A 23,690-nucleotide genomic window follows, 5' to 3' on the forward strand; every position below is an offset into this window, starting at 1 on the left:
CTTCGCCACCGGCGCGCCGCGCCAGCAGATCACCGAGCTGACCAGCCTGGCCTTCGTCGAGCGGGCCGAGAACGTGGTCTTCCTCGGACCCAGCGGCGTGGGCAAGACGCATCTGGCAATCGCGCTCGGCTACCTCGCCACCCAGCGCGGCTGGAAGGTGCGCTTCACCACCGCGGCGGACCTGGTGTTGCTGCTCGAGGCGGCGCAGCGGCAGGGGCGGCTGAAGGAAGTACTGCACCGGGCGGTGAACATCTACCGCCTGCTGGTCATCGACGAGATCGGCTATCTGCCGATGGGCCGCGAGCAGGCCAACCTGTTCTTCCAGGTGGTGAGCAAGCGCTATGAGCGCGGCGCGATGATCCTCACCTCGAACCTCACCTTCGGCAGCTGGGACCAGGCCTTCGCGGGCGAGCCGGTGCTGACGGCGGCCATGCTCGACCGCCTGCTGCACCACGCCACCGTCGTGCAGATCAGTGGCGAGAGCTACCGGCTGAAGGACAAGCGACGGGCAGGGGTAATGGCGAAGAAGGAGGGCCTTTGAACGGCGCCGCCCGGGGGTTGGGGCTCGCCCCACCCCCGGGCATCAAGGGGGTCAGGTTTCGATCGGCGGACCAAGACGAAGTGGGTCAGATTTCAGGCGGCGTTGACAGCGTCGATCAGGAACGGGTAGAGCAGGCCGGGGATAGCGTCGGTGATGCGCTCGACCTTGACCGTGTGCTCCCAGCCATCGCCGAAGTCGTAGAGGTACTTCAGCGTCTTCGCGCCCGTGTCCTCGATGACGTCGAGGAGCCGTGTCTTGCGGGCGTCGAGTGGGCCATCTCCCCAGTCCGGGTCGGGCACGCCCCAGCCCACGCCGCGGGCGCGGATCTCGTAGAGATGGCTGTTGGTCCAGCCCATGGCGGCCTGCAGCACCAGGTGCAGGCGATCGAGCCGGATGGTCAGCGGCACCTCGACGCGGCGCGTCACCGCGGGCTTGACGTCGTCGAGGGTGATCTTGAGCCGGGCGATGCTGCTGGTCATGCCGCCGCCTTTCCTTCCCTCGCCCGGGCCCAGTTCCACGGCAGCAGCTCGTTCAGGCGGGAGGCGGGGTGGTCGGCGATGCGGGCCAGGACATCGGCCAGCCAGGCGCGTGGATCTACGTCGTTCAGCTTGGCGGTGTAGGTGAGCGAGTACATGGCCGCGGCGCGGTCACCGCCACGGTCGCTGCCAGCGGATAGCCACGACTTTCTTCCGAGGGCTATACCCCTGAGCGCGCGTTCGGCAGCATTGTTAAAGGGCACGGTGTCTCCGGCGCAGGAAAGCGCGGGCCTCGTGCCCGCTGGGACGGTGTGCCGACCGCAGCATGGCGGCCACCGGTCTGCCCTCGCCGTCGAACACGACGATCGGCTGGAAGCCGTACTCGTCGTAGTGGGCGTTGAAGAGCCGCAGCTGCTGTCCGCCGTGGACCGCATCGAAGGTGTCATCGACGTCCAGGACAATGCGGTGCGGCACCTGCCGGAAGCTGGCGCAGTACAGCCCTACCATGGCGCGAGCCATCCGCAGCAAGGCGCGTAGATCGGGCAGGTTCTCGAGCCGCGAGATGGTCGGCTGCGAGCAGAGCGCGGCGCCGTCGGGCAGACGATCGAGCGCGAGCTTGAAGACCGGGTCGTGCCGCAGGCTGTCGGCGTCATTGCCGTCCTCGTAGCCGGCCGCGATCATCAGCATGCGGAACCGTAGGATGGCGGCGAGGCCGTGCCGGATCCGCTCCGGCGCGCGCGGGTCGTCGATGCAGGCGGCAAGCCGGTCGGCGATGCCGAGCCGGCGCTCGACTTCCCGCAGGGCCAGCAGGCCGCCATCGGAAGAGAGCTGCTCGCCGTCGAAGCGGGCGATCAGGGGCTTGCCGGCAACCGGTGACAGGCCGGCCAGCGGCGGGGTAGCTTCAACCGTGACGGGCATGGTCTCCGGACGCGGCTGGATTTGTGGGTCGAAACCAAATCTTATGGCCACGCAACGGCTCGCGCCATGCCCGTCAGCCCTCGCGCATAATCCGGGCTAGGAAGACGCCTCGCCTGTCTCAAAGCATTCGACGACGGACAAACGACAACGTCCCGGCCATTCAGCAGCAGGCTCTCGGGCCAGTTTAATCGACTGGCCGATAGCTTGCGGCGTACTTACGGGCATTGTTATACCGCGAGGTTTTGCCACTGGTCGTTTTGGCCAACCAGCCCTGGTCGACTAAGCGTACGTCCGAACAGGGGATGCCTACCTCGCCCAACACCGCACGGTTGATGGCGCTCAGCAGTTGGGCCTCTGACGCGTCAGTGCCATCGCGCTCCGCGACAACTACCAGCTGCTCGGACCCCATGCGATCGGAGTAGTGACCAAAGGCCACCGCGCGGCCGGGCTTCACCCCGGGCACACGCGACACGGCCGCCTCTACATCGTGAGCGAAGATGTTCTTGCCGTTGACGATGATCAAATCCTTCACGCGGCCGACGACATACAGCTCGCCCTCGTGGACGAAGCCAATATCGCCGGTACGATACCATCCATCTTGAAAAGTAGCTGCTGTAGCGTCCGGGTTTTTATAATAACCAGAGAACATGTAGGCTGCCTTTAGACAGAGCTCGCCCACCTCGTCCTCACCAAGGAACGCATCGCCGCGTAGTATTGCTACCTCACAGCCGTCGATTGGCGGGCCGTTCGAGACAAACTCCATCGCTGTGTCCGTGCCGAACGCGGTGAGGCGCAATGAACCCGGCACCTCGATGCAGGCGCGGTCCACCGATAGCCGGCGAACAGGGCGGCCAAGCGGAGACTGCGAAACGGCAAAGACCGTCTCTGCCATGGCGTAGCAGGACTGCAACATTTCTGCCCGAATACCGCTACCCACGTAGCGCGTCAGGAAAGCATCAAACGCGCCAGGCTTGCATGGCTCGGAGCAGTTAACAATTACCTGCACCGTTCCGAGGTCCCAAGTGAGTTTGCGCGGAACTGCGCGCGCCAAATGCAGGAAGGCAAAATTTGGTAGCCAAAGATGCGTACCTCCAAAGCGCTGAATCGCGTCCAGCAAGAGGGCGGGCCGGGCCACCCAGTCGAAGGAGTCAATGGAGACAATGGGCGCACCGAGCCACATAGGCAGCAGGAAGCTCGAGATCAGGCCCATGTCGTGGTAGAGGGGCAGCCATGTGACAAACACTGGCGTCGCCTGCTCCTCTGGCGCGACGACACGCTGATAGGTGGCAAGCTGGACTGCAATGGCTTCGTAAGAGAGCGCCACGCCCTTCTTTAGCCCAGTAGTGCCGGAGCTGTGCTGTAGCAGTGCTACCTGCTCTACCGGCGGCAACGCTCCTAGCAGCTCCTCCGGCCCCGAAGAGACCTCGCTGACCGCAATCACACGTAGGCCAAGGTCGCCGAAACGCTCACGCATTTCCGGCGCAAGGGCGTCGAACGTCACCACATTGTGCGTCCCATACAGCTCAAACAGCGCGCGGTGTTGCTGCCAATGATCGTCGTGGTTCTGCTTGACGTTTGGGTAGGGCAGCATGCTTGGAACGGCGCCGGCTAGCATGGCGGCAAAAAAGGCAGCGTGGGTGTCTACCCCAACCGGGATGACAATGAAAATTACGTCGCCTCCTCCAATCCCCAACGCACGGTACCGGCGTAGATAGTCCGAGACGCGTCGGAGATAGGCGGCGTTGGTACAAGCGCGCCACTCACCTGCCTCGTAATATTGGCCGAAAATTCCGTCGGGCTGACCCGTGAGCCTCTCCAGAATGGGCGTGAGAAATGAGTTGGGCTCGGCACGCATAGATTCGGTCAAAGCGAAACTCCGTTTTTAGAGAAAAAAGTAGGCGTTTCACTGCGTAGCGATCTTACGCTCGACCAGCGCGGCAAGTTGTCCGAGTGTTTTGGCGTCGTTTACCTCGGAGACCGGCAACTCGATACCATATTTTTCTTCTAACAGAATAATTATTTCTACGTGACGAAAAGAGTCCCAACCGACGATATCGGCAGCTGTGGTCTGCAAGGTGACGAGTACTTCACGTGCAAATACATCGCGGAGGATCGCTTCTAAATCGCCGAGAATGGTCACGCCGCATTGCTCCTAAGCATGTCTTGGTGCACCTGGTAGGCTTTCCGGCAAAGCCGGAACCAGGACTCAAAACTAATGTCCATGGCATTGTCGGGCGGCGAAAGCCGATCCACATAGCCGATGAGGGCGTTCTCTGCCACTTGGTCAACACGCCCGGGCGCTCTGCCTTCTTCCTGGGCACGCACGACGAGGAGGTTGCTAGGGCCAAGCGCGCGCATAAGGCGGGCCAAGCGCACTACGAAGGTGTCGCTGAGATATTCCGTCGAACTCTTGTAGACGAAAATCTTTTTGCCTTCCGCCATATCACGTAGAAAATTCCGTTGGAGGTACTGAAGACGGCGGCAAAACTGTCTTAAGACCACTGCTTCTTCCTGCTGGTGCTCAGGGATAAAGGTATGCATGCCCATCCCAAAGCGGCGGTCCTCAGTGTTATAGGTGCCGTTCTGCCGATAAATGGATGTGTTCTCCGGCAAGCCAATGCCCTCGAATTTTGCCTCCATAGCTGCCAGAATGTTCGCCGGCAGCGTGCGCGACCAGCGAAGTAGTCCGATCGGCTCGGCTCCCACTTTGCGCTGCACGCCGCCGAACTCACAATTGTCGCCAATACTTTCGAAATGCAGTAATAGCTCAGGCAGGTCCTCGCCGATTGCTAAAACATCGCCTGGCCGAATCGCCAGCGCGACAATAGCCGGTGCCATGTCGATGTCACGGTCGGTTGCATGGATGCGACGCTGATATTCAGCGGTGGAAAGACCGCTTGTGAACGCCGGCCGGCCGGGAAACCTTTCGGCAGCTTTTGTCCAGCGCCGCACTGCCTCATCCCAGTCTTCACGTAGGTTAGCCGCCATGGCGTGTTGATAAACAAGACCTTCATGGTGCGGGAATTGCGTCATTGCGGAGGTGAAGAGAAGGTCAGCCTCAGTGGAGCGACCGAGTTCGGCCCACACCCGCGCCTCCCCGTTCAATGCATTCGGGTCATTTGGAAACCGAAGCGTAGCAGCCCGCCAGCGAATCAGCGCCTCTCGCCAATCCTTTCGCTCTGTCGCAGTGGACGCGTAACCCGTTTGGAGCTCCGGCACGAGCGGGAACCGCTCCAGTGCACTGCTGTAGTGAGCTTCGGCTTCGTCAAAATTGCCCAAAAGCCTGAGGGCATGCCCAACGCCTACGGCCCCTATGGGCAGGTTCGGGAACGCCGCCTGGAGCGCCTGCCACCGTCGCAGCGCCTCCGCCCAATTCCTCCGATGATGGGCGACCCAGGCAAAAGCCGCCATCGTTTCAGCATGGTTCGGGAACCGTTCAATCGCTGCTTGCAGAATACGATCTGCCTCATCGAGCCGGCCCACCTCCCGCAATGCAGAGCCTAAGCCGGTCTGGACCAAGACGTCATCGGGCTGTTGGTCGGCGACGTCCTGCCAACGCCGGACTGCCTCGGGAAGGTCGCGCCGGTCGGAGGCGCTACGCGCATGCCTGGTAAGCAGGGCAGGGTTAGCTGGAAAGCTGGCCATAGCCGTAGCGAGCACGCCTTCTACCCGCCCGAAATTACCCAGGGCTCTTAGAGCGTCCAACAATGGGAGCAGTATGGCGAGATTGTCCTCATGCCGCTGGGTCAGCCGCTCCCATCGGCTCACGGCCTCAGCCCAGTCGCCCCGCTGGTGGGCGACGTAGGCATGTCCTATCTCGCATTCCAGTGTCGGGTAGTGTTGGAGCACCTCAGAGAAGGCTGCATCAGCCTCGTCGAAGCGGCGGAGTTCGCGCAGTGCCGTGCCGACCACAACGGCTTTGCTGTATGCTCTTGCGCCGTCGCCCTCAACCGTTTCACTCAGCCTGAGCGCATTGAGCCAGTCGCGTTGCTTCAAGGCCGCATGAGCCTGAGCCAGCGGGTCCTTTACCTCTGCCATTTACAATTCCTTTACCGCGCTCGCAACCGTCGAGAATGCGACGGCAGTCGTGTGGGGGTGTGATTAAATAATGCCTTCCTGATGTCCTTACTTCCTTCTAAACAGGACTCAATTTTCAAGTATTTTGAGAAGTAGTTAACTGTTAACGATAGTAGCTTGTCAGATTTAAAAGCGGTCAAAACCTAACTACAATTGTAAGACGCTCTTGGCCAGCAGCGGCACCAACAGGCGGTCTTGCTTGTCGCTGTCGGCGAACACCGCGAAGCTTGTCTTGTCGAGCCCGAAGATATTCGTCCAGACCGGCAACACCGGACAGCTGCTTGCGCCACTGAGCCACATGGCGGCGAGCCGGTGATTGCCATCGATATACTGAATACGGTACTCGCCACGGCCCTCAATATGGATGTGTTCGTCCAGCTGTGAATCCTGCGGCGTGTAGCCCTCGCGCGTCAGGCCGGGCACCGCGAGTGGGTTGAAGATCACCAATGGGCTCGGAATCGCTTTCGTCAACAGAATACTGACGATCCGCTCCAGCCGTGGTGCTAGGCGGGCAATCGCTCGCTCCTCGGTCGCCAACTCGTATGTCATGCCGGCATCGTAGGCGCCCTGGCTGACCAGCTCGCGCATGAAGATCAGGTACGGATTGGCCGGCGTCAGACCCAGGTTTTCCAGGTAATGGACGATGCCGTCGAACAGCACACGCCAGTAATAGTCGGTACCGAAATGCGTCTTCGTCTGCCCGTAGGCTATGCGTATCTCATCCAATTGCGGCAGCGCACTCCGCAGTAGCTCCCGCAGTTCGCTTTGATCATGCGACCCCAGCGTGGCAATTGAATTGCGCAACTCCCCGAACAACAGCCGGGAACGACCGCGATTGCCCATCAACGTCTGTGCGCGCCGACTGTTCGGCAAACTCAGGCTACGCACATCTGAATGCGTCAGGCTTAACGCCGCGGCCCGGTTGATGGCCACCAGCCCGGCGTCCTCCTTTTCGCGGGCAAACGCTATCTGCGCCCGCCGTTGTGTCTCCAGCCCGCGACCATGATCAGAAAATCCGTACAGAATCCAATGTGGCAAGCTGGCGGCTACGGGCGGAATATACTGCTCGAACCAGCCTGCCTCCATTGCGTGAGTTTCAAGAATGAACAGTTTTCGGATGCGGCTCAGCACCTCGTCCAGGTTCTGGCGCAGGTAGACGAAAGCGGAGAAGCAGGCACCGACATCGAAGTCGGCCCGCACACAGCCTGGCTGGGTGATGTCACCCTGGCGCACCACCACGTTGAAGGCGCGATTGTAGGTGCTCAGCAAGCCACCGATGCGGACGAAATACTCCTCATACTCGACGCCTTCGGCGTATTCGGCACCCGCCAGCGCCGCCAGCCTGGTCTTCTCCCCGTAATTGCAGCCGAGGTCGATGAACCGCTTTCCCTGCAGTGGAATACCCGCGAACAACTCGGGGTCTGACCGGCGAAAGCCGGTTGCGATCTCGCCGCGCAGATTGACGGATTGATAGGCGTTCCCGGTGATGATTGCACCAAAGCTGGAAATGCTGGTTGTCCGCCTCTCCAACCCGCGCCGAATCAGAGCCAACAACTCCGCGTCGAGCTCCCGAAGTGCCTCCTCGACCGGCATCTCATCACTCGACGAGCTACTCATGGTAATCTCCCGGTTGTGCTTTTAGGCGGATCAACGATTACGAAACCTGTTTCGCCACAAACAACACCGCACCGCCCTGGGGTAGGACATCAGGCTTGCGGATTCGGATTTCCGCATCCAGCAGCAAAAGCCGGTCCGGGCCCAAAGGGTAATCAATGAACGGCAGCATATCCACCTGGTCGTTCGCCGCATGCGAGCCCTCGGCCACGCTCAACTTGCCACGCTCGGCACTCCAGAGCGCCAGGATCGGCAATACGTCTTGTGCCTGAGTGTGCTTGGCAATTTGTTCGAGCAAGTCATCCTGTTGTCGTAGCTGCCGCTTGCTGATTTCCACCTCACGCATCGCAAACAGGCTTAACAGATCACGCGCCACCAGTGCCGGGTCCTGCCGTCCGGGATCAGCAGCTTCACCTGTTGTGCGCGGTACCCGCAGCGTCCGGTCATAGACCCCCATCCTTGTAAAAAACTTGAGGAAGTCGTGGTCTGCCTGCGTAAGCCAGCCGCGGGCCAGCATCCACTGCAGCGAACTCGCCGTCAGCGAACGTCCCAGAGAGTCTTGCGCGACCTTCGTCCTTGGCGCCGCCCGCGACACGATAGTGGCGTTGCTCTGCAATAGGATGGCGTCGGATCCGCCCACCCGGATCACCACTCGCGCACGATCTGCTGGCGAGGGGATTCGCACATTAAAATTGAAGCCCAGGAAACCGTCACCTAATCCGGCATCCGCCAGATCCTGACGGAATATGGAGACTTCACCCGCGCCGACGCACTCCTGATCGAGGAATGCCAGGACAGGCTTCCCTCGCATCTCTGCGTTATCGACGTAAGCCCACCCCGCAACTTCTCCAGCGGTGACTTCTTCGATACTTCCTTTTAGCATCGGCACAAATCTCCATGATGCAGCTATGTCGCGTTAAAAGAGACGACCAGTGCAATTGCAGAATATTAATACTTCTAAGCCGCGTACTGCCCTTATAGGCAGCTCCGCCCAGCGATTAAAGCAGTTAATACCCGGCTTTTTTCCTTATTTTTGCGGCCTGTTCGCCAGGTACGTTTTGCTGTTTTGGCGCCCCCGTTTGGGTTATTGGCTTGGGGACATTTAGCCCGACTGCCTCTGCTTCTAGCCCCGGTGACAACACGTCAATGCGGTCGAACACCTTTAGGTATTCGCGCGCCATGTCGGCAGCACTGATGGGGCGCGGCAAACCAGCCTGTAACCGAGCATGGGTCGTGACGTCCGCCGCTCTGAGCATAGCTTGCAGGAGGCTTTCGGCATCACCGCGCTCAAAGTGCAATCCCGACACTCCGTCCCGAACTTTTTCCGCCATACCGCCAATGCCCGTACAGATGACCGGACGCCCAACGGCATAGGCTTCCTGGATCACGACTGGCGAGTTTTCCCACCAAATACTTGGCACAACGACATAGTCGCACCGCCCCATCAGCTCCGATACTTGCTCGTTTTCGTAAGGGCCAAGAAATTTCAAAAATGGCAGTGTATTACTGAGCCGCTCTAATTTTTCGCGGAAAATATCGGTTTGTCCGATTAGATTACCATGCAGCCGAATCTCAAACTTCTCGGCCTCCACCATGCTCCCAAGCCGCTCCGCCGCACGTAAAATTACTTCAACGCCCTTAAATGGATTAATTTGACCGAAGTATCCAAACACGAATTTTCGACGCTCCGCGGACGGCGTGCATTGCTCGGGTGTCGCATTGGCCAGTCCGTTTTCGACCACATGCATTCGCTCACGCGGCACCCCCCATGCCACCGTTCGGTCACTCAAAAAAACGCTTGGTGAAACGAATGTGTCGATGCCCGCATAGACGTCCCGGAAAAGGTCGTATCGCAATTCGAAGCGCCTCCATTCAAATTCCGGGAAACAGGTTGCGCAGCTTGATGCGCTCGCCGCGTTACATAGCGACAGCCCCGGCCTTTTCAGCATTTGGCCATGATGGTGACAGATCGATAGAAGCTCATGCAGCGTCATCACGGTGCAGCGTCCCGGCAACGCGGAGGCTGCCCGCACGCTATTCAGCCCCAAATTTAAAAAATGATGAAAATTCAGCACCTGTGCGCCGGTTTGCTCAATGACACGGCTTAGCTGTATCGGAACGTCCGCCGACGCCAAGTGGTAAAAATGCTCGTACCGCTCAGGGTCGTAGAAGACGGCGTGTTCACCTGCCCCAAGCTTCAGGTGACCGCGCTTTGCCCAAGGTACCGCGGCAATGAATACCGCAGGCACCTTTAGCTCTTGCAGGCCCCTAAAGAGTGTAGCGGCTGCAATCTCCGCACCACCCTTCGAAATTGATGGATGAGCGTGCGAGATCACCGCGATCTTCGGCGGCGCAGAACCACTCGTCTGATTTTGTATGTTCACGGCCCAAACACACTTTGCTGGTCAACATTCTCGAACAGTCGGTTGCTGGGCAAAAGTGCCACTGCCGTCCGAGCATAGCCTGGCAGTGATATCGCCTTATCGGTAAGACCTGCGCAATGCCGAATGCCAAGTGGGTGTTTTGTCGTATGCGACCATGCGTCGAATGCTTTCTTGGTCCACACAAAAGCCGCTGGAGTCCCGCCGTCACGGTACCGCAATGACAGCAACGCATCGCCTTCGGCTTTCAATCCCGTCAGGACTGCGCGCCAGGATAACTGATCGAGGAAGACGTCTTTTGCCATAAATAGAAAACGTTCGGCGCCCGTGGCTGCCAAGACCGCGGGAAGCGCCCAGAGTGGCTTGTCCGCTTGCTCGACGAGACAGACGCCACAACGTCGGCCTGTCTGTGCCTCGATTGCGTCTGCGAGCACTGGTAACTGACCACGGTCGCAACTCTGGTCGGCCATCAGCATCACCGAGCATGCCTCCCCTTCGCTGCTGACATGCCGGGCCACGCCGTCGGCCAGGAGGTATGCATCGGAACTATGCGAAGGCACCGCAACAATAACATACCGCTGATTCTGCTCAGGCGATTTCACCATCACGACTGACCGCAGCCGTTTAATCGTATCGGCACGGAGCGCATTTGCGAAATCCTCAAAGAATTCTTCGGCGGCAATACCTGGATAAAGTCGCAGAACGTCGTCTACTGGTACGGCATGGCCGATACGCCGCACGGCATTTGCATCAATCGACACATTCACGGATGTGCCATCTTCAAAATGAACCTTCAGCACCGGATGAGTGATATCCTCGGAGTATAGGACACCGCGCGTGACTACGGTAAAGCCGGCACGCTCAAGCAGCCGGGGCGTGCGTGGGTACGCCGTAGCAAGATCAGGACGTGGCCGCAGCGACAGACTGCCCGGCACGCCACGCAAGACGCGTTGGCCGAGCCGCAGCGAAAACTGGGCTACGGGCTTGGCTGGACTTACCACCCAGCCTTGCACCAAGCTGCCGAACCCCGGCAACACCAAGAGTTCTTCGACTGCCGCCTCTACCGTAAAGCCGGCGATTTGCGCGGTTTTGGGCAACCAATTCTGTGCGTCCAGCAGGAGTGCCTGCAGTGCGTCTGCTTGCCCTTGCGTATGGTTTAAGCGCGCCTCCGCAAAGCGCTCCGTCAAAAGTTCACCACCCAGCTTGGGCAGTGGCCGCACTGCCCGCAGGAATGGCTTCAGTTCCGGACCGAGGAATAGGAATACCTCGTCTGTATCCGAACTGGGGCGCCAATCAGTGCAAATTATACCGAACATTGCCTGATCACCGGGCGCCAAATCGGCGCGATCGTAGCAGATCACTGACATTGCGCCGGCATATTTCTGCCGATCAGCAATCACGACACTAAATTGGCAGCCTAATGACCGCCTGATCCAGCCGGCTACCCAGATATGTCCAGCACTGTCGACAGTGACTGCCTCGATATAGCCGGCAAAGTTGTCCGATTGCGGCCGTAGCGGTTCGCCAAGAAGTTCCTTGGCTTGGTCCTGCAGATCCGACAGGGTCCGTAGCAGCGCCGCATTAGCTGCCGGCCTATCTTCAGGCGAAGCAGTGTCTGCGCCAGCGTTCACATGCGGGTTTTGCGCCGTGAAGCCGCTCTGGTGACTGGCGATCATGCAGCGTCTCCGCATGCCGTACGGGCTTGCTCATGGGGCAGAAAATTTTCCAGCACCACGATTTTCGCCGGATCGAGGCCCCAGGCGACATAGCGTTCTTTGAGAAAGTTGCTGGGTGCGATGAAGGTGTCCACCTCGCGCAGAAACCGCTGCAGCCAGAGCCGCCGAAGGAAAAATAACTGCGGCGCCTGCTCCGGAAAGCAGCGCCCACACCGCTGCGGGCTCGCTGTCTTGCACAGGTCAAGGTTCGGCCGCGTCACCATCTGACCGTGGTGATTGCAGATAATGAGATACTCATGCAGCGTGAGGATCACCTGGGCCTGAGGGGCGTGGCGCCGCACATACAGGAAGGCTTCGACGCCGACTCCCAAATAGTGGTGGAAGTGCACCACGTCGGGCCGAACCTCACGGAGCACCCGGCCGAACTCCCGCTCGAAGGCGGGATCGGGGTTGCTGAGCTTGAACTGCTCATAGGCTTCGCCCGTGTGGACAAACTCCCGCGGCCCGAAGGGCTGCTGAACGCTGACGCCGATCTTGGCGCCATGCGCTTTTCCATTGGAGGCGAAGAACCATGCCTCTACACCGGGTTGCGCCGCAGCGCGCCGAAACGTCTCGTAGGCGGTGATTTCCGCTCCGCCCCGGCTGAATCGCGGGTGCGTGTGGCAGACCACGAGCAGCCGCACGCCCGGTGACCGTGCCGCTGGCTCCGGCAGGCCGGTATCGGCCGCCACCGGCCCGTGCACAGCGCCCGTCGCGGACTTTTTCACCGGTCCGCACCCATGTCGGACAGTAGCCCGCTCGCGTGCCAACGCCGTTGATGCCGCCAGGCGTTGACGAGCGTCGCGTTCATCCGCCAGGAGCTCGCCGGCCCCTGCGATTGCCGCTCAAGGTGGTAGAGCCGGAGATCAGTGTCGACTGCGCAGCGCTGCCCGCGAGCGCGAAGCTGCAGACACAGATCGGAGTCTTCGAAATCCCCGATGAGATATCCCTGATCGAGTCCGCCCAGGGTCTGCAGGTCCGCGCGGCGCAGGACCATGCAGGCGCCCGTGATCGCCGGCGCTTCGCGCAAACCCTCGGCCGGCGGCGCTGGAGCCCCTTTGCCCGTGTGGATGAGAAACGCCCAGTCCGACAAGCCCGCCACCTGCTCGTAGTGCATCCCAGCGTGTTGGACGGTGTCGTCCTCGTAGAGCAGCAACGGACCAACGGCGCCCAGTGTGGGGTCTTCGGCGAGGCGTCGGACCAGTTTGGCGACCCAGGCCAAGCCGGTCGGGCCGATCGGAAAGACATCCGAGTTCAGCAGGCAGACATATGTGCCCCGCGCCGCGTCGATGCCCAGGTTCGTCGCCGGGGCGAAGCCAAGGTTTGCCTCGGGCATCAGCAGTTGGAACGGCAGCCGGAAGCGTGCCCAACAGGACTCGGCCAGGCGTTCCGCTTCGTCCTGAAGTCCGGGATCGTCCAGCACATAGATCAGCTCGCAGTGCGGATCCGGCTGCTCCGCAAAAAGCGCGAGCTGGTATTCCATGAAGTCAACGCGCCCGTGGAGCGGTACCACGACCGAAGACTCGGGCGCGGGTAGTGGCGGACCGAAGGTGAGCGCCGCCACGCTGGGCGGGCGCGCGAGGCGGGCCCGATTGAGCCCTTCGATCACTGGCCCGAGCACGCTGTCGAAGGCTGCCGCCAGTCGTGCGCGGGGCTGCCGTGGCACGGCGAGCAGCTGCTTGATCACACCCAAACCAAACAGCTCAACGGGGCGAACCGGCTTGTAGGCGATCTCGCCCTGCCAAGTCTCGATCTCAACATAGAGCTCTGTGCCGACCTTGGCCAAACCTGGTGCGTAGGCAACGAACCCTAGCGTGTCCTGCTCAAGACCGTAGCGGGGCGCCAGCGCCTCGAGAACGTCCGGGCGCTTGACCTGAACCCAGGTCGCGGGCTTGAGCTCGATGGTCGCGCCGGCGCCCCGCACACGCAGGGCGGCGACTGCTGCCCCCGGATCGACGAACCAGCCGACCAGCGCGACACCATCGGGCGGTACCCGCAGCACTTGGTCGAATTCCAGGTGCACGGGGGGCCAGAGTTGGCCGAGGGTGTCGGTGCCGTCGTATCCGCGCCGCGGCAGCAGGCTGAGGATGGCGTGGCCGCGGCCGCCCGGCCCCGCCTGGACCAACCGACGGGCCAGCGCGCCGAGCGTGAGTTCCGCCTGTGCTGTGGCCTGGCTGGCCAACGGCAGCCGACAGTCCAGCGCGGTCAGCTCCAGCGCGACCAAATCACCCACGGGCGGCCGCGGGGCGTGGACGACGGCGACGAACCCCACCGCTCCCGCAGGCACATCTGACCGTGGGTAAAAGTAGGTCGTCGCTGGTCCCGTCACACTCCCGGCCTGCAGGTGCAGGATGAGGCGGTCAGTAACCTCTTCCGGTGCCCAGGGCCGTGCCGTCCAGCCGATGAACAGCCAGGCGCAACCATGTTCAGGCGGCGCAAAGGTTTCGACGAGCCCTGCCTGCGCTGGCTCGCCTGCCGTGCTTAACCGCCTACTCGATGGCGCCGACGGCCCGCGTGTGCGGGTCGTCACCGCACGCGCCCACCGCCCGACCGTGGCACGGTGCCGCCCTTCGAACGGGTGGCCGTACCCGTGCCAGGCGCGGCCAGCGAGGTCGCGACGTCAACCGGCCCCGCTGTCCGCGGCACGATGGACACCCGCAGCTTGGCAACGGCTTTCAGGTCCGGCAGCATACAGGGCTGCCCCACCGTCACCGGCCCAACCTCGGACCCGTCGACGAAGACCGCACTGTAATTGCAGGTAAAGTTCTTGGCGGCATCGCCCTTCAGGTTGATCCGCCAGCCGAGGATCGGCAGCTGCATCCCCCGGCTTCCGCAGAACTCGCCACCGGGGCTCCAGGGCGAGAACCAGCCCTTGCCCAGCACCGCCTGATACTCGAGGTCTGCGGCTGCCAGCCCCGCGGGGGGCGTGATGGCAAAGCCCTCGATCCAGACGTCGTCGGCCTGCTCGCCGACCCAGTCTCCGTAGCCACCACTGAGGTCGCCGCGTCTGCGTGCGTGGACCAGCAGCGCCGTCGGCACGAGCGCGGGGGGCGCCGCCTCGGGCAGGGCCGGCGCAGCCGCCGCCGGCGCGTCCAGCCGCTGTACCTGAATCTTTGGGGGAGTCGCGCCCGCCGCACGGGCGAGGTTGTAGCTGGTCAGCAACAGCCGAATGCGGGCGGCATGCACCCGTACCAAGAGGGCATCGCCCGGACGCCGCAACCAAGGCTCGCCGGACAGACGTGCCACTTCGATAGCGCCGCCTTCTTCACCCGGTGCGACTGCCACACTCAACCCGGGCAGCCGTTCCGCCTCCAGATCTTCGGCGACCTCGGTTACGTGGAGGCAGTAGGTGCCCTGCGGTAGGAGCAGGGTATGGGCGGCAACCTCAATGTCGGCAATCGCTGAGCTCGGGTAGTTAAAATCAGGCATGCAATGTCCCTCGCGCGCATCGCGCAACGATGCAGCGCCCTGCGCAAAGTGGCCTCCGGCATCACGCGCCGGTTAAATTCACACCGCAGTTTGGCAGATTTTTTGCACTATCGGCAAGTTGATTTAACACGTCGTTGATCATTTGGCTCGGCGTGCCCAACGGGATACACCGCCCAGCGCCCGTTGCCCGCACCCGCTCAGCCTGGGCACCAAGGTCGAAGCAGAGCACGGGGAGCCCAGCCTCCCACAGTGCACTCAGCGCGTAACTCCAGGTCTCGGGCCAAACCGAGGGCAGAAAGCCAACATGTGCACGCTGCCCTGCGATCAGTGCAGCCCGCTCGGCCTCCGTATAGTGTCCAGTCACGAAGGCCCCGGCCTGGAGTAGCGCCGCGTCGTCGCGGGTATGACCCACCACCACAAACTCCAGTGGCAATCGTCGTGCGGCCGCCTCACGCACACAGTCGAGGAGCACCTCGTAGCCTTTCGCATCGTTAATGGCGCCCGGGACGCACACGCGCGCGCGCCGCGCCGCTGGTGTTGGGGCTGGTGGGTGCCCCGCCGGGGCCTCCCAGGCCTGAACCTCAATCGCCAAGTCGGGCACGTAGCGGCCAAAGCGCCGGACCGTGTCGTGGCTCGGCGCCACGATGCGTGCCGCGCCACGCAGGGTGGCCGCGCTCTCTGCCCGCAATGCCGCCACGCCGTCCGGCGCGATACGCGGTCGGAGTTCATGCTCGTGCGCACATCGCTCGCAGGCGGCTAGGTCCGGCTCGCCGCAGTAGCGCCCGGACGTCGCCACGAGGTTGGCCCGAGGGCAGAGCAGGGCATAATCATGCAACACGACATCGTAGGGGACCTGAAGCTGCTGCGGGAGGTCTCGCACGGCACGGTGGTGCCGACGCAGGTGGTGAAACTCGATCCGCCCCACCCCCACCCTCGTGAGGAGCTGCACGAGGGCCGCTCTACTGGCCGGCAGCTTGTAGCAGAGCGGAGCCGCCGCTTCGCTGGCCAGCTCCAGCGTTGCCGTCGTGCCGTCAGGCCCTGATCGAAGCAGCACATCTGCTCCACCCGCCCGCGCACGCGCTGCGCAGCGCTCCTGGACGTGCCGCTCGATGCCACCGCCTTCATTGTGTGTGACGATGAGCGTCACCGGGCGGCCCCTTACGGCCTGGACAAGCCGGTCCATGTCGAGCGCGTGGCGCGCCGTCGCCAGCGCGTCCGCCTCCTTTCCCCGTTCCGGGTAGCGACTGTCTAACCCGTGGTCACCCGCGGCGGCGAGCGCTCGCTGTGCTAGTGACGTCGAGCCAATCACCCCCAAATCAGCGACGAACACCAACGGGACAATAAGGCTGCGCCAGCCGGCGGCACTCGCCCGGCGGCCGAACTCTTCGACGACCACATTGGCGGCCTCGTCACCGCGGTCTTGGAAGCCGCCCAGGGCGTCGAAACAGCGGCGTCGGATGTAGAGGCAGCCGCCGCGCGCGATGGTCTCGATTGGAGGCGACGCGACCCGCTGCGCCCGCGCGGCTATCTCATCCGCCCGCCCTGGCTCGAGTGCCACTGCTCGATCCGCCTCTGGATAGCCGCCCCGTATCCAGCCATTAGAGAGCGGCGCCGCGACACCGATCCGGCTATCGGCCGCCACGGTGGCATGCAGCGCTCCGAGCCCACTAGCGTCGAGCTGTAAGTCCCCGCGCGTTGCCAGCACGTCCCGGCCCGGGGCGCATGCGGCCGCTGCGTTCCAGGCCGCCGCCAGGCCGCGCGGCCGTCGCCAGCGCAGCAGCAGTAGCCTTTGATCGCGGGCTGCCTCGCGCAGCGTCGCACTGGGTGCGATGCCGCCAGCAACGGCGATGACGGGCGACCCGCTCTTCAGCAAGCTCGCCAGCACCGCGTCGGCAACTGGGTGCGTCTCCGTGTGCACGAGCAGCACAACCGGCGCCGCGCCATTCCGCCCGTCCCGTTCGGGCGTTTTTGCTCGCCCGCCCCGCACCGGCCGCGCCTCAGGTCGGAGCCGCAGCGGGCTGCCGGCGAGATCGCGGCCGTCGGCGCCCCAGACGCGCACCACGCGGGTCCCATGTGGTATGTCGGCCACTGGAATGGCGAAGCTGCGCGGACGCGCGGTCGGGGCATCGTGCGGCACGGCCTGCGGACCGTTGGCCAGCCGCGCGCCCGCCACCCTCGCATCAAATGACACTTGCAGCCTGATGGGTGCCTCGGGTGCACCCGGCTGCCACGCCCAGCCACGCAGCCCGTCCGCTACGGCTTCGACAAAGCCCTCGACGCGGCGGATCGCGGTCAGGTCGAGGGGATTCCCCAGCAGCGGTAGGTTGGTCCGCAGCAGCTCACCGATGGGAATGCCCGCCGGTATCGGCGCGGCCCAGCCGCCGTCGGCGCACGGCCGCCAGACAGGCGCAAGCCGGTGGTTGCCCGCCCACAGGGCCAGCTCCGTCGGCGACGCTCCGGCCCCTCGAAGAAAGAGTCTCAGTTCATCGCCGGAGCAGCCCAACCAGCCGCACCCACCGCCTGCCGCCACAATGGCCTGTGCGAGCTCCACGCGGCCATCCCCCCATGGGATGGCATTGCGCCGCAGCACGGCTGCCAGCACTTCGGCGGCGCGCGCTACAGCACCCAGTCGCAACAGGGCCGCCGCAAGCGCCGCGCCGATCTCTCCGCCGGGATGCTCGCGCGCGAGCGCCTCCAGCTGTGGAACTGCTCGCGTCGTGTCGCTGTAAGTGAGCGCTGTGGCCCAGGCCAATGCCAGACTCGGCGCACGGCCACCAACTCGATAGGCCCGCTCCAACCAACGGGCCGCACACACCCATTCGCCCTGCCGTCCCGCCTGTTGACCGCGTGACCAGGCGTGCTCGGCAGTGCCAACCACGTCCCCTGCTGCCGCTACGTCAGCCGGCGAGGGGGGGTGGTCGCAGAGCGACCACCCCGGCGGCTCAGCCGAAGATACGGCTGTCAACACCGGCCAGGCCGGTCAGCACCACCTTGGTGCCGTCACCTAGGATCAGGGTGGTCGTGGCGCCCTGCACCTGTTGGCTCGCGAGCAGCTCCGCCGGCGTATTGTCAAAGCCAATCACTGCCAGCTTGTCCTGGCCTATCGTGAAGTCGCCGATGGTGATCGTGCTGCCTGGGCCACCCGTCAGGTCCTTGAAGAAGTCAAAGGTATCCTTGCCGCCACCGCCGAAAATCGTCGCGTTGCCACGGCCGGCGAAGATGTTGTCGTCGCCAACCCCGCCACCAATTAGATTGTTGCCGCTCCCGGCAAAGTAGGTGTTATTCCCGGTCGAGCTGCCACCGCTCAGCGTCTGGTTGCCCGTGCCCGCGACGAGCACGTCGCCGCCGGCGCCAGCCGCGAAGAGCTGGCTGTTACCCCCACCGCCCCAGACGGTGCTCGCGCCCTCGCCCGAGACGATCAGGTTGCCGCCACCGGCGCCCCCGCTGAATTGGCCGCCCCCGACGCCGCCAAAGATTGTTGCAGTCCCAGATCCGCCGGCCACCGTGGTATTGCCGCTTCCCCCGACGAAGGTGAGTTGGCCCGCCCCGCCCCAGACCGTGGTGTTGCCGCTCTCGACGCCAATGGTGTCATTGCCTGCGCCCGCGACGATACGGTCGCTGCCCTGTGCGTAAACCACGTTATTGCCGCTGCCGAGGCCAATCAGGTTGCTGCCGCCACCCGCCGTAATGGTGTTGTTTCCAGAGGCCGCGACAACCGTGTCATTGCCCACACCGGCAAGAATTCGAGACCCCGCGTCTCCACTCAGGCTGGTGCCAATCAGGTTGTCACCACCCGCCGCGATCACAGTGTCGGAGCCACCGCCCGTGAAGTAATTTAGGCCGCCGCTGCTGGAGATGATGATCTGGCTTTCGCCGCCCCCCACAAGGGCGACAGGCGCAGTCGCGGTATTCACCACGGCCGTGTAACCGCTCGGCACGGCCACCGTCCCGGTTGGCAGGCCGTTCGGGCCAATCGCCAGGGCGCCCCCACCGCCCACCGGTGCGTTCGGCACCGATCCGCCAGGCGTAAAAGTCAGGGTTGACGTGATCGATGACAGCGCCTGCTGGGCCAGGCCAGCTGCACCCGCCGTATCAAACGGAATTGTGATGGTGCCGCCGCTGCCACCTGAAAGTGTCGCCTCAGCCATCTATGGATCCCCAACGTCGCTCAAAACTGCTTGCGTTATAACTGGTGATTGCATGAAATCAACCTAAATGATGCGTTGCAAAAAAATCGGTTCGCCGTACGGGCGAAACAACATCCGACACACAGAGTAAATTTTATAAAGATTTTATTCCTACAACTAGAGCAGGCAGTTTCCTAAGTTGCTCGCCGACATACCTCCCCTTTCATGCGGTAAAGTGAAAAATTACCACGAAACCAGATCGATCTCATTCGAATTTGTTGGGCCGTGCTCCACGGCGCGTAGGTCAAAGACGCACGGCAGCCCTCTCCTGGGCTGTGCCGATCACTGCGGCAATTGGCTTCTTGTGCTGGAGCAAGCTCGGTGAGCGGCCTTGGTTACTTGCTTGAAGGCGGTAAGGTGAGATGCCAAGTCGAGGTGGGTTTCCGCCCAGTGTCGTGCGTTCCGTCGGAGCCTATCCGCTTGGTCCGTGTCTTCAAGAAGTTCGAGCACTGCCAAAGCCACCTCGGCTGGCTTGTCGAAAAACACGAGGCGACCGGTTTCTCGATCGCTGACAAACTCGCGCACGGGCGCCGTATCGCTGGCAACGAGGGCACATCCGCAGGCGAGCGCCTCTCGCAACGACCAAGATGCAACAAATGGGTAAGTGAGATAGACGTGGACTGAGGACACCTGCAGCAGCGTCAGGTAGTCGGCATACGCAAGCTTGCCGGGAAAGAAGACGCGGTCGGGGTCGATCGCGCTACCAAGTTCTGCAAGCAAACGTTCCCGCCAGGTGCCGTGTTCTGGTGCTGGGCCGTACGAGACTTCGTCACCACCCACAACGACAACATCGACATCGGCCCGGTCGGCGAGAATGCGGGGTATGGCGCGTAGCAACACGTGGATGCCACGGTACGGTTCAAGGTTACGAGCAACATAGGTGACGAGACGTCGACCCTGTCGGCTCCATCGCCGCCCAATGGCCGGCAGCGCAAAATCAACATCCCAGCGCGGCCGACAGTATGCCAGGTCGACGCCTTCAGGGACGAGCGCAAGCTTTCGGCGTGCCCAAGCGGGATAGGTGTTCCGCTGAAAGGCGGTTGGGGTCTGCCCACGATCAGCTAGTTGCAGTCCGAGGAGATTGACCGCGTTCTTAGCCCGTACCTGCGAGCGCTGCTCCGGCGACAGCGGAAATTCCTGATCAAAGCCGACATCGAGGCCCGCGTCGTGATAAAAAAATTCGAAATACGGAATGAGAGGCACGCCGGGCCAGACGTCCTTCAGATTGAGGAGTTCGCCCCAGCCATTGTGGCCAATCATTATATCAGGCTGGAAACCAACGGCGGCGAGGCGCTGTCCGGTTTCCGCGACGGCCTGCGCGCGAATCATGGCCGCCTCGAACTCTGTCGCATCACGATGGATACCGGGACTCGGGCCACGCAAGGGACGATAATCGATCCGGCGTACCCCTGGGATCTGGTTGTGATTAGGCAAGCTGATAAAGACAATTTCGTGCCGACGCTCGGCAGCTAACCGCCGCAGTACATGCAAATACTGGCCAGGGAAATTCTGGTGTACGAACAGGTAGTTCATAGGGCAACGCCCCTTCTTCCGCCGCTTACTCAGCAGCGCTTGGCCTTCACACTGTGCGCTGCCGCAGGCATCGCTTGAGATTACAGGTCATTATGTGTGTCTTGCCCAAGCGTCTCCTTGATTGGGGACTGCCCCGCCACAACGTCCGGGACCTTCGCAGAAGTCTCCCGCTGCTTCTCCCGCTTTATGGACGGGAAATTGGCTGAACGGAATGCGGCTTAGCTCAGCCATAGATACCATTGGCATGCCACGGCAGCATGCAGAAGGAGCTGACGATAGCCAATCGGCAGATCGAATCCGGCAGTCATCGACTTCGGTAAGCACGCTAAGGCTGTCGAAGATCTCGCCAAGACGTGGTCACGCAAGCCAGCCACCAGGCGCAAACCAGCAAGCTGATCACACCATTCCCAGAAATCACACCATCCCCAGAATCGGCGTCGCCAACGAGCTCAGCCCCGACTGGTAGCGGTGAACGCCGCCCACCACCTGACCTCGACATTCGCGGCTTTGACCGCATGGAGACTCTAAATTCGCCATATCTCCGCTCTCTCTATAAGCAAAAACGCCTGGTCTACTCCGCCGCCAATCGGCTCGAAGGTGTAGTTGACCGCCGTGATCTGCTGAAACGATTAGTAACAAAAATCTTCACGCCGCCCACACGCATTCCGCCGTAAAGCCCGCCTCTGATGCATCGCAAGATGCAGCCCCTCATGCAGACGACAAGTGAAGGCAAACTGCCTCCAAGCGTCGCATCCGCTCCTCGATTCCCGCCGGTGCAGGTTGCGGCTGCAGGTCTACGTTCGGCTCAGCCAGGACCTCGTACTGCTCCGCTAGAATCAGCTTGCACAGAGTCAAACGGTCCAGCGGACAGCCGAGGCCGGCAGTCGACAGACTGATGTAGAACTCCACACCGGGCCCAGGCACGAAGACTTGCTCCTGAAGCTTCGTTAAGCCCAAGGCGTGCAACTCTTGCAGGATCAAGCGAAAGCTAGACGGCGTGAATCTCCATGTGTGGATGTCTTGATACTCCGGCGAATGGCGTGAGTGCTCAAACGCCGAGTAGGCAGTCTGCAGATCGTACCGCAACGATAGATCTGCGTCACTGCCGCCTGCCCAGCCAATCTGGCCGGCGCGAAGCGCATAGCCTGCGTAATAGTCGAAAACAGAGCCTGGGCGATGTCGTGGCAGCTCATCGATATGGGCTTGCAGCACAGCTCCCGTGCTGGACAACCCTCCAAACACATCGAAGCAGCGACGTTTGTCCGGTATGGCCAGCACCAGCACGCCGTCTGGCTTCAGCAGCTGCTCGCAATCCTTCAGGAAGCCGATGAGATCCACCACGTGCTCGATGACGTGGGAGGCGAGGACATAGTCGTAGTGGCCGACCTTGCCGACAGCAGCCGCGATGGAAGCACCGTCGCAGACGTAGTCTACCTCTTCGATGCGAGACACATCCACCAGGCTGTCGTTCGCCCATTTCTTCCGCAACTCGGCAGCTGTGGCATGGTCGACCGTCTCTACGTCATAGCCACGCGCCTTCGGAACAATCGGATTAAATCCAGCACCGACCTCCAATCCGCGCCCGGCCGGGTTGAACAGGGACATCAAAATGTCAATGCGGTCCATGCGCGTCCTTTCGGCTCGTTGGGGGAAGGCATGGCGCCAACAGCGCTGCCTCAAGGGCACCGGCCTGGGCCTGCCAACCGTAGTGGGCCAAGCTGTGCTCGCACGCGCGCTCGGCGATGCAGGCGTACTCGTCCAAAGCCGCGAGAGCGCGGCTCAAGGTTTCCTCCCAAGCCTGCGTCCGCGCCAGAAAAGCGTTGCGGCCATCCTCGATCGCGTCGCAATAGGGAATCGTGGTAGAGGCTACCGTGACGGTGCCGGTCACCCCCGCCTCAAAGTACTTGAGGTTAGACTTGCAGTTGGTGAACGCGTTGTCCTGGAGCGGTACGAGGTTGAGCTCCACCTCGCCGATAAGACGCTGGAGATTGACGAAATCCTGGAGCGGTGCATGGCTGATCCGGGCGCGATGGCGGGCCAATGGGCCGAACTCGTCCAGGAAACCGACCAACCGAATGCCGAGCCGCTCGTCGCTGTCCAGCAGCCGCGCCAGCGTAGGGGCGATTAGGCCGAAATCGCGGTTGTGGGTGGGCGTGCCGCTGAAATAGCCGAGCAACACCGGGCCACTTGATCGAAAGCCGGAGGCCCGCTTGGCGTTGAACACCCGCTCAGACACCTCGAGCTGCTCACGGTTCATGAAGTTTGGGATCACACGGGTCGGGCACGCAGCGAACTCTTCCACCCTCGCAGCCAGCTGCTGGTTCGTTACCGTGACTCGGTCACACAGTCGCATGGTGGCGCCGAGGCGGCCGAAATAGGCAAACCAGTGGTCCATGGCCGCTTCCGACGGTTCCTGGTCCAATGTCTTCAGCACTTGGTGCGTGAAGCGCGTATCGAACACGAGATCGTCGATGTCATAGATGACACGCCGACCCAGACCGCGAGCGCGGGTGATTAAGCGATTGAGGCGGTCTGTGTAGCGCGCGCGACAGACGACAAAGATGTCCGCAGCATCCACGACGCGATCCAGTGCACTGCCGTCCTCCTGCACAAAATGGGCCGCCGACACGCCAGGCAATAAGGCGTTCACCGCCTGCGCCATATTATAACACCGGTAGCGGAAGGTGCTGTTATCCGGCTCGTGGTAATAGTAGGCGACGCGCGTGCCGGCCCGGCGTAAAGCCGTGAAGCGGTCCTCAAAGGGCTGCGCCCAGGGGTGAACATAAGGCAGAGGCGGTACGCCGTGATCGAACACCCCG

General features: G+C 62.3%; 17 protein-coding genes and 2 pseudogenes. 1 reads left to right on the forward strand and 18 read right to left on the reverse strand.

All coding sequences use genetic code 11. From position 1 onward, the window contains the following. The coding region (gene istB, locus E2C06_RS24275; protein WP_133291178.1) for an IS21-like element helper ATPase IstB at window positions 1-541 on the forward strand (541 nt) is incomplete at its 5' end. Window positions 542-633: 92 nt separating this feature from the next. Here the strand turns inward: istB and E2C06_RS24280 are convergent. From E2C06_RS24280 to E2C06_RS24370, 18 genes and pseudogenes are all read right to left on the reverse strand, one after another. Next, window positions 634-1,020 carry a plasmid pRiA4b ORF-3 family protein gene (locus E2C06_RS24280; RefSeq protein WP_241671446.1) on the reverse strand — a complete coding sequence of 129 codons (387 nt, stop codon included), beginning with the start codon at window positions 1,018-1,020 and terminating at the stop codon, window positions 634-636. Further along, window positions 1,017-1,271 (reverse strand): annotated as a pseudogene (locus tag E2C06_RS24285) (transposase domain-containing protein); the annotation flags it as partial. The pseudogene E2C06_RS24285 and the gene E2C06_RS24280, both read right to left, overlap by 4 nt. 1 nt (window position 1,272) lies before the next feature. Beyond that, window positions 1,273-1,935: pseudogene (locus E2C06_RS24290) on the reverse strand (IS1380 family transposase); the annotation flags it as partial. 184 nt (window positions 1,936-2,119) lie between these two features. After that, window positions 2,120-3,802: an AMP-binding protein gene (locus E2C06_RS24295; RefSeq protein ID WP_133291179.1), complete on the reverse strand. Its 1,683-nt coding sequence runs from the start codon at window positions 3,800-3,802 to the stop codon at window positions 2,120-2,122. A 36-nt stretch (window positions 3,803-3,838) separates the two neighbouring features. Further along, window positions 3,839-4,075 (reverse strand): acyl carrier protein, encoded by a 237-nt coding sequence (locus tag E2C06_RS24300; protein ID WP_133291180.1) that lies wholly within the window; start codon window positions 4,073-4,075, stop codon window positions 3,839-3,841. Further along, window positions 4,072-5,973 carry a tetratricopeptide repeat protein gene (locus E2C06_RS24305; protein WP_133291181.1) on the reverse strand — a complete coding sequence of 634 codons (1,902 nt, stop codon included), beginning with the start codon at window positions 5,971-5,973 and terminating at the stop codon, window positions 4,072-4,074. The genes E2C06_RS24300 and E2C06_RS24305 overlap by 4 nt, the downstream gene beginning before the upstream one ends. A 186-nt stretch (window positions 5,974-6,159) precedes the next feature. Then, window positions 6,160-7,629, reverse strand: coding sequence for a class I SAM-dependent methyltransferase (locus E2C06_RS24310; RefSeq protein ID WP_133291182.1), 1,470 nt, complete (start codon window positions 7,627-7,629; stop codon window positions 6,160-6,162). A 37-nt stretch (window positions 7,630-7,666) separates the two neighbouring features. Next, on the reverse strand, window positions 7,667-8,509 hold the full coding sequence (locus tag E2C06_RS24315) for a hypothetical protein (protein WP_133291183.1): 843 nt from the start codon (window positions 8,507-8,509) through the stop codon (window positions 7,667-7,669). A 124-nt stretch (window positions 8,510-8,633) separates the two neighbouring features. Continuing rightward, the gene (locus E2C06_RS24320; RefSeq protein ID WP_133291184.1) at window positions 8,634-10,010 is read right to left on the reverse strand and encodes a glycosyltransferase family 4 protein; all 1,377 of its coding nucleotides are present in this window, start codon (window positions 10,008-10,010) and stop codon (window positions 8,634-8,636) included. Next, window positions 10,007-11,683: a hypothetical protein gene (locus E2C06_RS24325; protein WP_133291185.1), complete on the reverse strand. Its 1,677-nt coding sequence runs from the start codon at window positions 11,681-11,683 to the stop codon at window positions 10,007-10,009. The genes E2C06_RS24320 and E2C06_RS24325 overlap by 4 nt, the downstream gene beginning before the upstream one ends. Then, window positions 11,680-12,414, reverse strand: coding sequence for a glycosyltransferase (locus E2C06_RS24330; RefSeq protein WP_165982628.1), 735 nt, complete (start codon window positions 12,412-12,414; stop codon window positions 11,680-11,682). The genes E2C06_RS24325 and E2C06_RS24330 overlap by 4 nt, the downstream gene beginning before the upstream one ends. Before the next feature lie 32 nt (window positions 12,415-12,446). Beyond that, complete coding sequence (locus E2C06_RS24335; RefSeq protein ID WP_165982629.1) at window positions 12,447-13,994, reverse strand: glycosyltransferase family 2 protein; 1,548 nt, start codon at window positions 13,992-13,994, stop codon at window positions 12,447-12,449. 254 nt (window positions 13,995-14,248) lie between these two features. Continuing rightward, window positions 14,249-15,151 carry a hypothetical protein gene (locus tag E2C06_RS24340; RefSeq protein ID WP_133291188.1) on the reverse strand — a complete coding sequence of 301 codons (903 nt, stop codon included), beginning with the start codon at window positions 15,149-15,151 and terminating at the stop codon, window positions 14,249-14,251. Window positions 15,152-15,212: 61 nt separating this feature from the next. After that, entirely contained in the window at window positions 15,213-17,903 is a 2,691-nt protein-coding gene (locus tag E2C06_RS24345; protein ID WP_133291189.1) for a glycosyltransferase, read from the reverse strand. 190 nt (window positions 17,904-18,093) lie between these two features. Further along, window positions 18,094-19,299, reverse strand: a complete 1,206-nt coding sequence (locus E2C06_RS40400; protein WP_133291190.1) for a calcium-binding protein — start codon at window positions 19,297-19,299, stop codon at window positions 18,094-18,096. Window positions 19,300-19,620: 321 nt separating this feature from the next. Further along, window positions 19,621-20,871, reverse strand: coding sequence for a glycosyltransferase (locus E2C06_RS24355; protein ID WP_133291191.1), 1,251 nt, complete (start codon window positions 20,869-20,871; stop codon window positions 19,621-19,623). A 708-nt stretch (window positions 20,872-21,579) separates the two neighbouring features. Then, window positions 21,580-22,497, reverse strand: coding sequence for a class I SAM-dependent methyltransferase (locus E2C06_RS24365; protein WP_133291192.1), 918 nt, complete (start codon window positions 22,495-22,497; stop codon window positions 21,580-21,582). Next, window positions 22,484-23,686, reverse strand: coding sequence for a glycosyltransferase family protein (locus tag E2C06_RS24370; protein ID WP_133291193.1), 1,203 nt, complete (start codon window positions 23,684-23,686; stop codon window positions 22,484-22,486). Before E2C06_RS24370 ends, E2C06_RS24365 begins: the two co-directional genes overlap by 14 nt. Between the last annotated feature and the right edge of the window lie 4 nt (window positions 23,687-23,690).

This window comes from Dankookia rubra (assembly GCF_004355005.1).
GTDB lineage: Bacteria > Pseudomonadota > Alphaproteobacteria > Acetobacterales > Acetobacteraceae > Paracraurococcus > Paracraurococcus ruber_A.

Coding starts and splice junctions, on each gene's coding strand:
- E2C06_RS24365 (WP_133291192.1), bottom strand. CDS start 22,497: ATGGACCGCATTGACATTTTGATGTCCCTGTTCAACCCGGCCGGGCGC.
- E2C06_RS24305 (WP_133291181.1), bottom strand. CDS start 5,973: ATGGCAGAGGTAAAGGACCCGCTGGCTCAGGCTCATGCGGCCTTGAAG.
- E2C06_RS24340 (WP_133291188.1), bottom strand. CDS start 15,151: ATGCCTGATTTTAACTACCCGAGCTCAGCGATTGCCGACATTGAGGTT.
- E2C06_RS24280 (WP_241671446.1), bottom strand. CDS start 1,020: ATGACCAGCAGCATCGCCCGGCTCAAGATCACCCTCGACGACGTCAAG.
- E2C06_RS24325 (WP_133291185.1), bottom strand. CDS start 11,683: ATGATCGCCAGTCACCAGAGCGGCTTCACGGCGCAAAACCCGCATGTG.
- E2C06_RS24310 (WP_133291182.1), bottom strand. CDS start 7,629: ATGAGTAGCTCGTCGAGTGATGAGATGCCGGTCGAGGAGGCACTTCGG.
- E2C06_RS40400 (WP_133291190.1), bottom strand. CDS start 19,299: ATGGCTGAGGCGACACTTTCAGGTGGCAGCGGCGGCACCATCACAATT.
- E2C06_RS24315 (WP_133291183.1), bottom strand. CDS start 8,509: ATGCTAAAAGGAAGTATCGAAGAAGTCACCGCTGGAGAAGTTGCGGGG.
- E2C06_RS24355 (WP_133291191.1), bottom strand. CDS start 20,871: ATGAACTACCTGTTCGTACACCAGAATTTCCCTGGCCAGTATTTGCAT.